Here is a 12,047-nt window from a genome sequence, read left to right as displayed (position 1 = left end):
CGCTCGCACCGGTTGAGATTGGCGCTGGCAGGCTTCAGCGTGGGGTCCATCGTCGAGGCCTGTTTCCAGAGCCGGACCGCGTCATCGCCCCGACCCAGGCGCGCGGCTGCACAGGCACCGAAGTGACACAAGGCCGCGGCGCGCAGTCCGTCAGTGTCAGCGAACCAATCGGTCTGGCTGATCCGCCCGAAGGCCTCCCAGGCTTCGGCGTCGTTTCTGAGCATGAGCAGGGCATTGAGTTGCGCGAGCGCGTCCTCCAGACGCCGTGCGGTGGCCCCGGCAAGCGGCGTGCAGAGACTGCGCAGGCCGTGGCTCGGTGCGGGTCGGTTTCTTGGTCGTCTTTTTGGTCACGATGGTCGTTGATCTGGATGAATGAGACGAGGGTGCTGACGATCCGGGGGGTGCATCCTGGAGCTGGATGAGCGGTTTGGAGGTTCAGGCGCCAGGGATCAGTTCGGGTCCAACACCCCATCGACATAGCGCCAGGCCCCATCCTCGCGCAGAAAGCGGCTGCGCTCATGCAGCCGGAACGGACGTCGGCCGATCTTGTAGCGCGCGACGAACTCTACCCAGCCTTCGCTGTCGTCGGCACCACCTGCCTTGGTGGTCAGGATCTTGAGGCCCATCCAGGTCGGCGCTGGGTCCGAGGTGATCTCGGCGGGGCGTGTGCTGGCGTGCCAGGTGGTGCGCAGATAGTCGATGGCACCTTGGGAGAAGGCCGTGTAGCGCGAGCGCATCAGCGCCTCAGCGGTTGGCGGCACTGTGGTGCCAGCCAGGAATGGGCCGCAACAGTCGGCAAGGGTGTGTCCGGAGCCGCAGGGGCAAGGCATCGACAAGGCTCAGGTCCTCTTGGTGGCGACGCCTGAACCGGTGTTGGCAGGCGTCGAGTCAGCAATGATTGGCAGCTTCGCGCAGACGCCCGATCGGCACAAGCCCAGCCTGAGCCCCGGTGCTGAACAGCTGCGGGCCGAACACTTCTGCTGAGTCGGCGCTGACTGAAGAGATCAATAGCCGCGCGCAGCTCGGGCTCATCGATCAGTGTCTTGACCAGGGTCTCAAACGCCGCGCTTCGCCGTGGAGTTGTCGAGTTCGTGCGTTAGTGAGACGCCACATACTCACGTAGTACGGCATCAATGCGGGTCTGCCAGCCGGGGCCGCCAGCTTTGAAATAGTCAACCACCTCTGGCGAGAGCCGGATCGAGACCGGCTGTTTTGTGCTGTCGGCTTTCGGTCGCCCTAAGGAGCGCGCGAACGGGCGCAGTTGCGCCATCTCCTTGTCGGTCATCTCATGGGTGTCCGGGTCTGCAGCGATGCCCGCGCGAATGCGGGCCTCTTCCTCTGCGCTCGGTAGCTCAAAAATCCGGCCGGATTTCGATGTAACGTGCATAGTCTCTGATCTCTTTTGGCGTGGCTTTGTGCAAGCTGATGATGCGATAAAGCTCGCGTTCCTCAGTGAACACCACGCAATAAACCGCACGACCAATGGGCGCGAAGCCAATCCAGCGCTGCTCGCCGTAGGCCTCACGGGTGTCTTCGCGCACCAGCGCGAGCTCCTATTCGAGGACTGCCGCCAACGCCAACGACAGATCATGATTGGCGATATTCAGGCGGTCTTTGGCTGGATCAAAGGTGATGTCCATGCTTATTATTGTGTATACAAAAAATACCCGAAGGCAAGTCAACTCTTCAGCATCGTCGCCTGGGATCAGGTCTCCTGGCCGGGTAACGATTACTGGGGCGGTGCGCGCATGACCGACGATGAGGTCAAGGCCGCAGCGAGCGATCTGATGTGCGCCATCACCGGGACCGAAGGCGCTGATGAGGCGCGGTCGAGCGGTTATCAGCCACCAGCGCCCTGTGCAACTTGGCTGGCTAGTCAAGCCAACGCACACGCAGTTGCAGGCGCCTCTCGGCGGCGTCTCCGGTCGACCAGCGTCTGACGCCGGGCTCCCGCAGTCGCTGCTCGCCACCCACCTCGAGCCATGCGTCCAGTGGTCCGCTCAGCGTCGTCTGTGCGGAAGAACCGCGCAGTCGACCATTCGGTTGCGCCTGCTCGTGCTGCTGATAGAGCTCGACCGTAACGTCGTTGCCATGGGTCCGTGCGACGGCGTAGAAACCCGTGTTGATCGACTGACCCTGGTGATGAAAAACCGCACCACCTTGCCGTGCCCAGACACCAGCAAGCGTCGTCACCGGACGCCATTCGCCGGTTTGAATCAGCGCTGGGCGCCCATCGAGCGTCTGCACGCGCTGCAGCAGATCCTCTTGGCGACGGGTGCCGGTCACGCGCACGCCGCTGCGACGCCCAGATCCGTCATACTCCGCTGACTGTTCGGCCAGGCGCACCTCGATCATGAGTCTTCGTGGTGCGCGGTCAAGCCGTTCGAGCGCCTCGCTGACGGTAGCGATTTCTGATGGCGTGCCCTGCACGATGAGCTGATCTCCATGGGCCATCAGCGTACCGCCGCCAACAAGTGGGCGGAGCACCTTCAGCAGTTCCTCGGCGGGCTGGGAAGACACCTGCAGGTAGGCCACTTCCCGGGCCTCATCGGCGAGGATTGGCTGAGCAATGGCCAAGCCGATCAAGAGGGTGAAAAGGGCATGCCGCCAAGCGGCTGTGGTCTGTGGGCTGTGCGTTAGCATCATGGTCAATCGGCGCTGTATTGAGTGTTCCGCGCATCCAATTCGACTAGTGCCGAGAGGTCACGTCAGGTCGCGTATGGAGCCTCCTGTCTCGGATGACAGGGTGGGAGCGCTGGGCCTGCGGCGGGCGATATCAGGATGGCAGGTCGTCACCCGTCATCAAGGGGTCATACTTGGCCGCTAGCATCACGAGTCTACCCGTTGCGCCCAACCCCTCACTTGATCCTCGAGAGCACCATGATGCACCAACCGTCATCGTTAGCGAGCCTGTCGAGCGTTGTCCGCCTGACTTATCTTAGCCTGCTGGGCCTCTTGCTGCTCCTGCTCGCCGGGCCACTGCTCGCACTCGACGCACGTTATACCGATGCCGACGGCGATCTCGTGGCGGATGCCCCGACTGATTCTGAGCAGTGGCTCGACCCGAGTACGCTTGTCTTCGCCTACACCCCGGTCGAGGACCCGTCCGTCTATGCCGAGGTCTGGGACGAGTTTCTGACCCACATGGAAGCGGTGACGGGCAAACGCGTGCAATTCTTTCCCGTCCAATCCAACGCTGCCCAGATTGAAGCCATGCGCGCCGGCCGCCTGCATATCTCGGGCTTCAACACCGGCTCCAATCCGCTGGCGGTGAACTGCGCTGGCTTCGTCCCGTTTGCCATGATGGCCTCCGAGGACGGCAGCTTTGGCTATGAGATGGAGCTCATCACCTACCCGGGGAGCGGCATCGATGAGGTGGCCGACATCAAAGGCGGCAAGCTGGCCTTCACCTCGCCGACCTCGAACTCGGGTTTCAAAGCGCCTTCGGCGATCCTCAAGAGCGACTTCGATCTGGTCGCCGAGCGTGACTTTGAGCCGGTCTTCTCTGGTAAGCATGATAATTCGATTCTCGGCGTCGCCAATCAGGACTACCCCGCTGCGGCGGTCGCCAACTCGGTGCTGCGCAGGATGATGGCTCGCGAGGTGATCGAGCCGGAGCAGGTCGTCAGCCTCTACAAGTCGCAGACCTTTCCAACCACCGGCTATGGTGTGGTCTACAACCTCAAGCCGGAGCTTGCGGACAAGGTCAAGGATGCGTTCTTCAGCTTTCCCTGGGAGGGCTCAAAGCTGCAGGAGGAATTCAAGCAGTCTGGCGAAGCGCAGTTCATCCCGATCACCTTTAAAGAGCATTGGGAGGTAATCCGCAAGATCGACGCTGCCAATGGTGTGTCCTACGACTGCAAGTAGCGCCGAGCGCGTGAGCCCTGACGCTCGCTCGCCGCTCGCCCTGCGGCTGGTCCGACTCAGCAAGCGCTATCCCGCCGGTGACCTGGCACTCAGCGATGTCTCGCTCAGCGTCCCGCCAGGGCAGGTGCTCGGGCTGATCGGGCCGTCCGGGGCCGGCAAGTCAACGCTGATCCGCTGCATCAACCGGCTGGTCGAGCCGACCAGCGGGCAGGTGTTTCTGGGGCCGGCGAGACCGGGCAGTCCTGCGCCGGACGAGATCGAGCTCAGCGCGCTCGGTCGGCGCGGGTTGCGACGCGCGCGGCGGCGAATCGGGATGATCTTTCAGGAATTCGCACTGGTCGAGCGCCTTACCGTCATGGAGAACGTTTTATCCGGGCGACTGGGCTACGTGCCGTTTTGGCGCAGTTGGTTGCGGCGGTTTCCGCCGGCCGATATTGCGAACGCCTATCGACTGCTGGATCGCGTGGGCCTCGCCGAGCATGCCGACAAGCGCGCCGATGCGTTATCCGGTGGTCAGCGCCAGCGGGTTGGCATCACCCGCGCGTTGGCGCAAGAGCCCGATCTGCTGCTGGTCGACGAGCCCACCGCCAGCCTGGACCCGAAGACCTCGCGGCAGATCATGCGGCTGCTGCGTGAGGTCTGCGCCGAAGCCAATCGGGCCGATGACACCGGGCGTGGCTCAGGGCCTGGCTCGGGGCGAGGGCTGGCGGCCATTGTCAACATTCACGACGTGGCCCTCGCGCAGCAGTTCATGATGCGAATCGTTGGGCTGCGCGCTGGGCGTATCGTCTACGACGGACCACCAGATGGGCTGAGTCCCGAGGTGCTGACCCAGATCTACGGCGAGGAGGATTGGGGATCGACCACGGAGGATGCCGGGCACTCAGGCGGCGCGCCGGAGCGACACCCAGCAGGCGCCACTCAGCACCACCCTGGGCCAGAGCCGCCGACCGATCAGTCGATGGCTGGGGCGCTGTGATGAAGACCGACCGGTCGTCCGACGCGCCGAGCTCAGCATCGCGGGCAGGGATGGATGTGTCACCCGATTGGCCAACCTGCTGGCGGCGTCCACCGTTGATCAGCGACCGCCGGCTCCGCTGGCTCTTGATCCTCGCTACATTGAGCTATGGTCTGCTCGCGCTCGCGAGCATCGATGTCAACTGGGCGCGGGCCGCCGATGGTTGGGAGCGGGGACTGCGCTTTATCGGCGGTTTTGCCAGTCCGGACTTCAGCAGCCGCTGGCGTGATATCAGCACGGGACTGGTTGAGAGCTTGACGATGACGTTCACGGCGACCGTCGCCGGCATCCTCCTCTCGGTGCCCATCGGCATCGGCGCTGCCCGCAACCTCGCGCCGCTGCCAATCTATCTCGGCTGCCGAGCGATTATCGCCATCTCGCGCTCCCTACAAGAGATCATCGTCGCGATCCTCTTTGTCGCGATGGTTGGCTTCGGCCCTCTGGCTGGCTTCCTGACACTGGCCTTTGCCACCATCGGTTTCTTGGCCAAGCTGCTGGGCGAGGACATCGAGGAGATCGATAAGGCCCAGGCTGATGCCGTGCGCGCGACGGGCGCCTCTTGGTGGCAGGTGCTCGACTACGGGGTCAAGCCGCAAGTCATGCCGCGGCTGATCGGCCTGTCGCTGTATCGACTCGACATCAACTTCCGGGAGTCGTCGGTGATCGGCATCGTTGGCGCGGGCGGCATTGGCGCCACGCTGAACACGGCGCTCGACCGCTATGAGTACGACTCAGCCGCCGCGATCCTGCTGCTGATCATCCTCATCGTGCTGGCGACCGAGTACAGCTCGAGCTGGATACGCCGGAGGCTACAGTGAACAGGCACGAGCCCCGCGCTTCGTCGCGCCAAGCGGTGTCCCCTGCTCAGAAGGCAGCCCATCAGCCAGCCAATCAGCAACCTCAGGCGAACGCGCGCTGGCGTCGCCACACACCGCGCCGTGAGCTGATCGGCTGGCTGGCCTGGCTGCTCCTGGTGCTGCTGTTCCTGGTCTGTTGGGAGCTGATGACCCGGGATCAGATCTGGGCCTTCGTCTGGGATGCCCCGCGCCAGGCCGGCGACCTGTTCTCGCGCATGGTCCCGCCGCGCTGGTCTTATCTGGACCAACTCTGGCGACCGCTCTGGGATACGCTGAACATCGCGACGCTCGGGACGCTCATCGCGCTTGTGATCGCGCTACCGATCGCCTTTCTCGCGGCCCGCAATACCTCCCCGAGCGTCGCTTTCCTACGCCCCCTTGCACTGCTCGTGATCGTTGCATCGCGCTCGGTCAATGCGCTGATCTGGGCGCTCCTCCTGGTCACCATCCTTGGCCCGGGATTGCTGGCAGGCGTGATCGCGATTGCGCTGCGCTCGATCGGCTTCATCGGCAAGCTGCTCTATGAGGCGATCGAGGAGATCGACCCGCAACAAGTCGAAGCGGTTCGCGCAACCGGTGCCGGTCCCGTCCAGGTGTTGGACTACGCCATCATGCCTCAGGTGCTGCCGGCATTTGCCGGCATCGCCGTGTTCCGCTGGGATATCAACATCCGCGAAGCGACGGTACTCGGGCTGGTTGGCGCGGGCGGCATCGGACTGCAGCTCAAGGCCTCGGTCGATACCCTCGCCTGGCCGCAGGTGACGCTCATCTTTATCGTCATCCTGGCAACGGTGCTGGTCAGCGAATGGATCAGCGCTGAAGCCAGGAAGAGGCTGATTTGAGCAGGAGGCTGCGCGGGCTGCGTTAGGCTCCACCGGCTCGATCATTCAAGCCCGCTCATAGGTAGAGCGGCGCCATGCGGCGCCATGCGTCGCCAGTAGTAGCCGCTATGGGCACGATCATCCCACTCGTGCAACGCATGCCAGAGGCCCTTCTCCCAGAGGATACGGCTGAGATAGCGATTGTTGTCGAGGAACGGGTCCTCACGTCCGAAGACCAGCACGATATCCATCCGTCGCAAGGCCGCCAGCCATCGAGACCCGGCAGGTACTGCGCGGGTGAGTGATAGAAGATCAGCTCATTGCGGTAACCGTCGAGCAGGTCGCGGAAGCACTCGACATTGAGCGTGGGATCATAACGCCCGGAGAAGGCGCTCAGCTTCTGGAACACCCGCTCATGGGTAAAAAAGTCCCGATCGTTGCCACGCGCCGTGTGCACGAAGTGGATAGATGCCGCGAGACGCGGGGCCAGGAATGGCGTGGCGCGTCGGCGAGAGCAGATCCGCTTGTTGCAGGTTGGCGAACAGCAGTGCATAGACCTTGAGCGGCAGCTCGATCGGCAGGAGCCCGCAGCGTCCTGCCGAGATGCGAGACCAGATCAACAGGTGCCAGAGATAATGCAGGCCCCATGTGCCGCGGCCAGCGAATGCCGCAACGCGGCCATTGCTCGAGCGGCCTTGTCTCAAGAGACAGCACAGTATTTACCCCATCCCGGCGATGCCCTCAGTCAGATGCCCGCAGTCACTAAAGTGACACTCAGTTCTGCTAAGGTAGAGATTTGTCGTCCTGTGATCGAACGTCAGCAATTGAGCCTACCCGACGACGACACCAATACACGGACTGGCCATGCGCGCTGCGATGATCCGAGCACGGGTGATTCAATCGATGACGCCTCGGTGCAGGATCTGGATCAGATCTTGGTGCGGCAATCGCTGACGCCCGCCTTCGCACCGATTGCCGAGCTGCGACTGCGTGACCCACATGGCTACCGCGGCCAGATCAGCGGACCCACCGACAGCCCGCTCCGCCTCCCCTTGACGCTATTCGGCGTGGCCGAGCACTGTGGGCGATCGGCCGAGCTAACGCTGGCGGTCCTGAACAGCCTTGCCACACAATTCCGGGCGCAAGGACTCGGCGGCAAACTGTTCTATCGGCTCAGACGGGCGGCGCTCTACGACCCCGGCTTTTGCGCTGACCGGCTGCAGGAAACCTTGACGCAGGCGGGGTTGGAGCCGGACAGGCTCGTACTGGGGCTCTCCGAGCACCGCGTCCAGTCCAGCCTGAAGGCCTTGAGTCGACTGTTGGCCGATCTCCGTGCGCTGGGCATCCAGTGGATGCTGTGCGGCTTCGGCGACAGTCATGGCGCGCTGCTCGCCGTGCAGGCACTGCGCCCAGACTACATCGAATTGGGCCGCGGCCAGATCGAAGCCCTGCAGTTGCCGGTGCCCAGCCTTGAATTCGCGCGTGCCACCCTGGATGTCGCTCGGCGTTTCAATGCGCTGGTCGTCGCCACCGGGATCGACACCGAGCAGACTCTGCGTGCCGCCGAAGCGCTTGGTATCCCTCTTCTGCAGGGCAACTCTATCGGCGCGCTCGATCCAGCGCCGAGGAAACGGCTGCGCAAGAAGCTCTTTTGCGGCGCTGCCGACTCCGAGAGCAGCCTGAGCGACGCGCAGACCGCCACGGTCGCCGGACTGGCAACCGAGATCCCGCCCGTATGCTCGGACTACAGCGTCGAGGAAGTCGGCGAGGTCTTTCACGCTGCACGCCAACTGCAGACACTGCCGGTAGTGGAAAAGGGCAAACCCCTTGGGCTTGTGCGGCGAATGGACTTTATGAATCTCTTCCTCAGCCGCTACGGACGCGATCTACACGGTCGCAAACCGATCCGATTATTCATGGATACCAAGCCGGTGATGGTCGAGCACGACACCCCCATTAGTGAGGTCAGTCAGAAACTCACCGATCACAACCAGAGCAATACCCAGACGAATTGAAGGCGGCGCTCGATCAGGTCGGGGTGTATGAATGGCAAGAGGTCGAGGACTTCGTCACGCGCTATTTCGCGGGCGATGACGCTCAGGCGTTGAGTCCGCTGGTCGACAAGGCGGCAGAGCGCTTCAACCAGCAGCTGGAGTTGACCGAGAAGGACAAGATCGACTTCAAGATCAAGGCGCGTCAGTTCGTCAAGATCTATAGCCAGATGGCGTCGATCATGCCATTCGAGATCATCGCCTGGGAAAAGCTCTTCTGGTTTCTGAAGTTTCTGCTGCCGAAGCTGAAGATCACCGACCCCGACCAGGATCAGCTCGACGCCTTGCTGGAGGCGGTCGATCTGTCCTCCTACGGTCTTGAGCGGACCAAACTGAACCACAGCATCGACCTTGATGCGTCGCCGTCCGAGCTTGATCCGCAGAACCCCAATCCACGCGGCTACCGTGATGGCGACCCGGACAAAGACCCGCTCGACGAGATCATCCGCACCTTCAACGAACGCTGGTTCCAGGGCTGGAGCGCGACACCGGAAGAGCAGCGGGTGAAGTTCATCAATGTGGTCAACAGCATCCGCTCCCACCCGGATTACAGCGAAAAATACGCGGCCAATACCGACCCCTACACGCGCGAGCTGGCGCTCGACAAGATGTTGCAGGATGTGATGCTGAAACGCAGAAAAGAAGAGCTTGAGCTGTATAAACTGTTTGCCTCCGACCCCGCGTTCAAGACCGCTTGGAGTCAGAGTATTGAACAGATGCTGAGCGAGAAGCTGGATACTGAATGCAAGGCTTCAGCGGAGCACGTTGGGTAATGTGGATAATCGCCTAACAAAATGCTCTAGCCGAGCCGGTTTCGCTCTTGCTCAAAGGACTTGGCTGAGCTTGGGGCTTGGGGTTAGGCACGGGAGAGCCAAGCAGATTTAGCTAATGGAAAAACTGAAAAGATTTTGGAGTTAGTCCTGCGCGGCACTTCTGACGCAAACACCTCATTTAAGGATCTGTGCAAACTGCTCAAAACACTCGGTTTCACAGAAAGAGTGAGAGGAGATCATTTCATCTACACGAAGCCGAAAATTCAAGAAATCTTGAATCTTCAGCCAGTCGGCGCACTAGCGAAGGCTTACCAAGTCAAACAAGTACGTACTGTTATCCTCAAGTACAAACTCGGTGACATATATGGCAGCTAAATATGAGATCATTATTTATTGGAGCAATGAGGATAATGCTTATCTAGCGGAAGTGCCAGAACTGCCTGGTTGTATGGCAGATGGGGAAAGCTATCAAAAAGCTCTACAAAACGCAGAGATAATAATTCAAGAATGGATTGAAACTGCGCGCGAACTGGATCGCCCCGTTCCTGAACCGCGCGGAAAACTAATGTACGCCTAATACGCACCTCAAGCCGACCTCATGCCCGCCATTCCTCGCCAAACAGCGACAGCACGAAGGTTTGGCCGACGACGGCGGAGAAGGCGACCAGCAGGAAGCCAACGCTGCGGAAGCGCCAGTGACGCAGTAGGGATGCAAGGGAAGCTTCCAGGGGACACAGGAGAGCCATGCACGCGGGCTTCGCCCCGAATGGCGACTGCAGCGCTACCAGGACTGTCTGCGGACTCGATCGTTGGCTACACCTGTTACCGAGCGCTCATTGAGGTTCCACAAGGTTAGGGTCGAGCGAGCCGGCATGGTCGATGCCGCTTCGAGCCGCCTGTGTTGCCGTGGATTGTTACGGCGGTGCCGCTGAAGCCTGCGATTCAATCCGGCTGAGCGGGACGCGCATTGCAGATGGTCAGGCATATGCTACGCTGCATAGCTGGGACAATGGCGTCGTGCATCGACATGCATCATCGCCTGTGTCCGCGATTTTGTTAGACTCACCCGGTCCAACCCAATGGTCGCTCGATATGCCCCCCCGTTGCGAAGTTGGATCGGCCGTCGGCCCCCCGACTGAGCCGACGACCATCTCGCAGCTAAACAATTAAACGCCCAAATTTCTCAAGGATAACCCTCCATGGCCCTACCTAAGAACGTCGGTAACGGCGACAGCAACATCCGTATGATCGCGGCCGCCGTGATCATCACGATCAGCTTTTTTATGCCTGGCGTGGCGCTTCAAATGCTCCTGACGGTCATCGCGCTGGTGCTGCTCTTTACGAGTTGGAAGCGTACCTGCTTCGCGTACATTCCGCTCAAGATCGATACGACGAAGGGCGATTAGCTCCCCGGCAATCGCGTCATCCGGCCGACGACGTGGTGGTTGCTTTCCAGCCATCATCGGCCGCCCGTTGGGGCGTGTCTACGAGCGCGACTTGCCGCTAATGCGGAAAGCGGTGGATCGTCGCTCCCGCGCCCCCCGGCAAGCTTATCGGCGGGGTCTTCCAGCCACTTGAGGCCGCCGTCGCTGCCTCTGAATGCGTGCGCCTTCATCTACTCGTCGTCACCGGGACACCCCGGGTATGCACGAATTGCAGTTGTCAGATGCTGCCTCCGGCATTGCCGAAACCTTCGAGGATATTGAGGCGCTGTCGTCGCACTGCCGATTTGGGAATTGCCAGCACGAGCCGTGACTTATTGATAAGTCAAGTAAAAATGATGCAGGCGATTGATTTGAATGGTGGGCGCGGCTGGGTTCGAACCAGCGACCCCTGCCGTGTGAAGGCAGTGCTCTCCCACTGAGCTACGCGCCCTGAGTGCGGGCAGACCACCAAGGATAGCGGGCACTTGGCTGGCGGTCAAATCCAAGTGGAGGCGCATTGGGCGTTCTGTGCAGCTGATGGATTGAACCAGCGACCCCTGCCGTGTGAAGGCAGTGCTCTCCGAAAGCGCTGGTCCGCGCAGTCGAAGCCGGTTGCGATGGGGTGCAATCTGCCAAGCAGGGCCATCTTCTTCTTGCCGCCCAGCCCTTGGGTCTCGCTGGCGCGCATCGCCACCCCTTTGCCATCGACGGTGTTGACCACGAGGGTGTTGGCGAACGCGGGCACTGGCTGCTGCGCCCAAAACGCGTCTACGGAGGTGCTCAACCCGGCCTGCTGACGTTCCAGTGTCTGCACCGATTGGCGCACCTCGAGCACGCGCTCGAGCAGGTCGTTGGTCTGTGCGTAGGGCTGATCGATCAACAGCTGTTCGTTCCAGGACTGCAGCAGAAACGAGGTGCAGGTCTCGGGGAGTTTCAACCGCGCATCCAAGGGGATCCGCTCGATGGCCTGGCCTTCACGTTGGCCATAGACGAACCGCTCGAGCTGAAACTCACCAAACACGCTGCGGTAGGGGCGCGTGCGCGGCGCCAAGCGCTTGAGCACGCGTCCCTGCTCCGTGAGGTGCTCCTCACCGACATCCCCGTCGCCACTAGGAGGCTGTCCGACTTATCACCCCGGGCATCCGGTAGACTAGGAGCGTTACAGAACAGAGGCGAGGATGCAACATGGCGGTCAACTTCATCACGGCGGATCGAGAGACGCCGGACCGGCTCCCA

Annotated in this window: 18 protein-coding genes and 1 tRNA gene; 10 read left to right on the top strand and 9 right to left on the bottom strand. The window is 61.7% G+C overall.

The window, feature by feature from the left end; translation table 11 throughout:
• Positions 1-449 precede the first annotated feature (449 nt).
• Positions 450-830 carry a YchJ family protein gene (locus tag CKO42_RS19065; RefSeq protein WP_200247508.1) on the bottom strand — a complete coding sequence of 127 codons (381 nt, stop codon included), beginning with the start codon at positions 828-830 and terminating at the stop codon, positions 450-452.
• Between the two features lie 22 nt (positions 831-852).
• Here CKO42_RS19065 and CKO42_RS28000 point away from each other — a divergent pair, with 22 nt between their 5' ends.
• Positions 853-984 (top strand): hypothetical protein, encoded by a 132-nt coding sequence (locus tag CKO42_RS28000; RefSeq protein WP_274608939.1) that lies wholly within the window; start codon positions 853-855, stop codon positions 982-984.
• A gap of 112 nt (positions 985-1,096) precedes the next feature.
• Here CKO42_RS28000 and CKO42_RS19060 read toward each other — a convergent pair whose 3' ends face one another.
• Positions 1,097-1,387, bottom strand: coding sequence for a BrnA antitoxin family protein (locus tag CKO42_RS19060; RefSeq protein WP_200247506.1), 291 nt, complete (start codon positions 1,385-1,387; stop codon positions 1,097-1,099).
• Complete coding sequence (locus CKO42_RS19055; protein WP_200247504.1) at positions 1,353-1,541, bottom strand: BrnT family toxin; 189 nt, start codon at positions 1,539-1,541, stop codon at positions 1,353-1,355. The genes CKO42_RS19060 and CKO42_RS19055 overlap by 35 nt, the downstream gene beginning before the upstream one ends.
• Positions 1,542-1,589: 48 nt before the next feature.
• Here CKO42_RS19055 and CKO42_RS28595 point away from each other — a divergent pair, with 48 nt between their 5' ends.
• A complete protein-coding gene (locus CKO42_RS28595; protein WP_420844333.1) occupies positions 1,590-1,940 on the top strand; it encodes a hypothetical protein in 351 nt (116 codons plus the stop codon).
• Here CKO42_RS28595 and CKO42_RS19050 read toward each other — a convergent pair.
• Entirely contained in the window at positions 1,873-2,643 is a 771-nt protein-coding gene (locus CKO42_RS19050; protein WP_200247502.1) for a secretin N-terminal domain-containing protein, read from the bottom strand. The two genes, CKO42_RS28595 and CKO42_RS19050, sit on opposite strands and share 68 nt — an antisense overlap.
• A 237-nt stretch (positions 2,644-2,880) precedes the next feature.
• Here CKO42_RS19050 and phnD point away from each other — a divergent pair, with 237 nt between their 5' ends.
• The 4 genes from phnD to phnE (CKO42_RS19030) all read left to right on the top strand — a co-directional run bounded on the left by phnD (position 2,881) and on the right by phnE (CKO42_RS19030) (position 6,584).
• On the top strand, positions 2,881-3,867 hold the full coding sequence (gene phnD, locus CKO42_RS19045) for a phosphate/phosphite/phosphonate ABC transporter substrate-binding protein (protein ID WP_200247500.1): 987 nt from the start codon (positions 2,881-2,883) through the stop codon (positions 3,865-3,867).
• Between the two features lie 10 nt (positions 3,868-3,877).
• Entirely contained in the window at positions 3,878-4,846 is a 969-nt protein-coding gene (locus CKO42_RS19040) for a phosphonate ABC transporter ATP-binding protein (protein WP_338034956.1), read from the top strand.
• A 95-nt stretch (positions 4,847-4,941) separates the two neighbouring features.
• Positions 4,942-5,703, top strand: a complete 762-nt coding sequence (gene phnE, locus CKO42_RS19035; RefSeq protein ID WP_200247496.1) for a phosphonate ABC transporter, permease protein PhnE — start codon at positions 4,942-4,944, stop codon at positions 5,701-5,703.
• 35 nt (positions 5,704-5,738) lie between these two features.
• Positions 5,739-6,584 (top strand): phosphonate ABC transporter, permease protein PhnE, encoded by an 846-nt coding sequence (phnE, locus tag CKO42_RS19030; RefSeq protein WP_200247494.1) that lies wholly within the window; start codon positions 5,739-5,741, stop codon positions 6,582-6,584.
• A 41-nt stretch (positions 6,585-6,625) separates the two neighbouring features.
• On the opposite strand, the gene CKO42_RS27505 is transcribed toward phnE (CKO42_RS19030), so the two are convergent.
• Both CKO42_RS27505 and CKO42_RS19020 read right to left on the bottom strand, forming a co-directional pair.
• Positions 6,626-6,814: a hypothetical protein gene (locus CKO42_RS27505; protein WP_242479532.1), complete on the bottom strand. Its 189-nt coding sequence runs from the start codon at positions 6,812-6,814 to the stop codon at positions 6,626-6,628.
• Between the two features lie 162 nt (positions 6,815-6,976).
• On the bottom strand, positions 6,977-7,267 hold the full coding sequence (locus tag CKO42_RS19020) for a hypothetical protein (RefSeq protein WP_200247578.1): 291 nt from the start codon (positions 7,265-7,267) through the stop codon (positions 6,977-6,979).
• 102 nt (positions 7,268-7,369) lie between these two features.
• On the opposite strand from CKO42_RS19020, the gene CKO42_RS19015 reads away from it, so the two are divergent.
• From CKO42_RS19015 to CKO42_RS19005, 3 genes are all read left to right on the top strand, one after another.
• Positions 7,370-8,578, top strand: a complete 1,209-nt coding sequence (locus tag CKO42_RS19015; RefSeq protein WP_200247492.1) for an EAL domain-containing protein — start codon at positions 7,370-7,372, stop codon at positions 8,576-8,578.
• 23 nt (positions 8,579-8,601) lie between these two features.
• On the top strand, positions 8,602-9,387 hold the full coding sequence (locus CKO42_RS19010; RefSeq protein ID WP_200247490.1) for an HsdR family type I site-specific deoxyribonuclease: 786 nt from the start codon (positions 8,602-8,604) through the stop codon (positions 9,385-9,387).
• A gap of 364 nt (positions 9,388-9,751) precedes the next feature.
• Complete coding sequence (locus CKO42_RS19005; protein ID WP_200247488.1) at positions 9,752-9,964, top strand: type II toxin-antitoxin system HicB family antitoxin; 213 nt, start codon at positions 9,752-9,754, stop codon at positions 9,962-9,964.
• Positions 9,965-9,983: 19 nt separating this feature from the next.
• On the opposite strand, the gene CKO42_RS19000 is transcribed toward CKO42_RS19005, so the two are convergent.
• Complete coding sequence (locus CKO42_RS19000) at positions 9,984-10,133, bottom strand: hypothetical protein (protein ID WP_200247576.1); 150 nt, start codon at positions 10,131-10,133, stop codon at positions 9,984-9,986.
• A gap of 453 nt (positions 10,134-10,586) precedes the next feature.
• Here CKO42_RS19000 and CKO42_RS18995 point away from each other — a divergent pair, with 453 nt between their 5' ends.
• On the top strand, positions 10,587-10,793 hold the full coding sequence (locus CKO42_RS18995; protein WP_200247486.1) for a YgaP family membrane protein: 207 nt from the start codon (positions 10,587-10,589) through the stop codon (positions 10,791-10,793).
• A 394-nt stretch (positions 10,794-11,187) separates the two neighbouring features.
• Here CKO42_RS18995 and CKO42_RS18990 read toward each other — a convergent pair.
• Positions 11,188-11,262, bottom strand: a tRNA-Val gene (locus CKO42_RS18990).
• A gap of 45 nt (positions 11,263-11,307) precedes the next feature.
• On the bottom strand, positions 11,308-11,874 hold the full coding sequence (locus CKO42_RS18985; protein WP_200247484.1) for a hypothetical protein: 567 nt from the start codon (positions 11,872-11,874) through the stop codon (positions 11,308-11,310).
• Positions 11,875-12,047: the final 173 nt, after the last annotated feature.

It is taken from the genome of Lamprobacter modestohalophilus, from assembly GCF_016583905.1.
GTDB classification, from domain to species: domain Bacteria; phylum Pseudomonadota; class Gammaproteobacteria; order Chromatiales; family Chromatiaceae; genus Lamprobacter; species Lamprobacter modestohalophilus.
The sequence above is the reverse complement of the archived record's forward strand: the minus strand, read 5'-3'. Positions and strand labels throughout refer to the sequence as shown.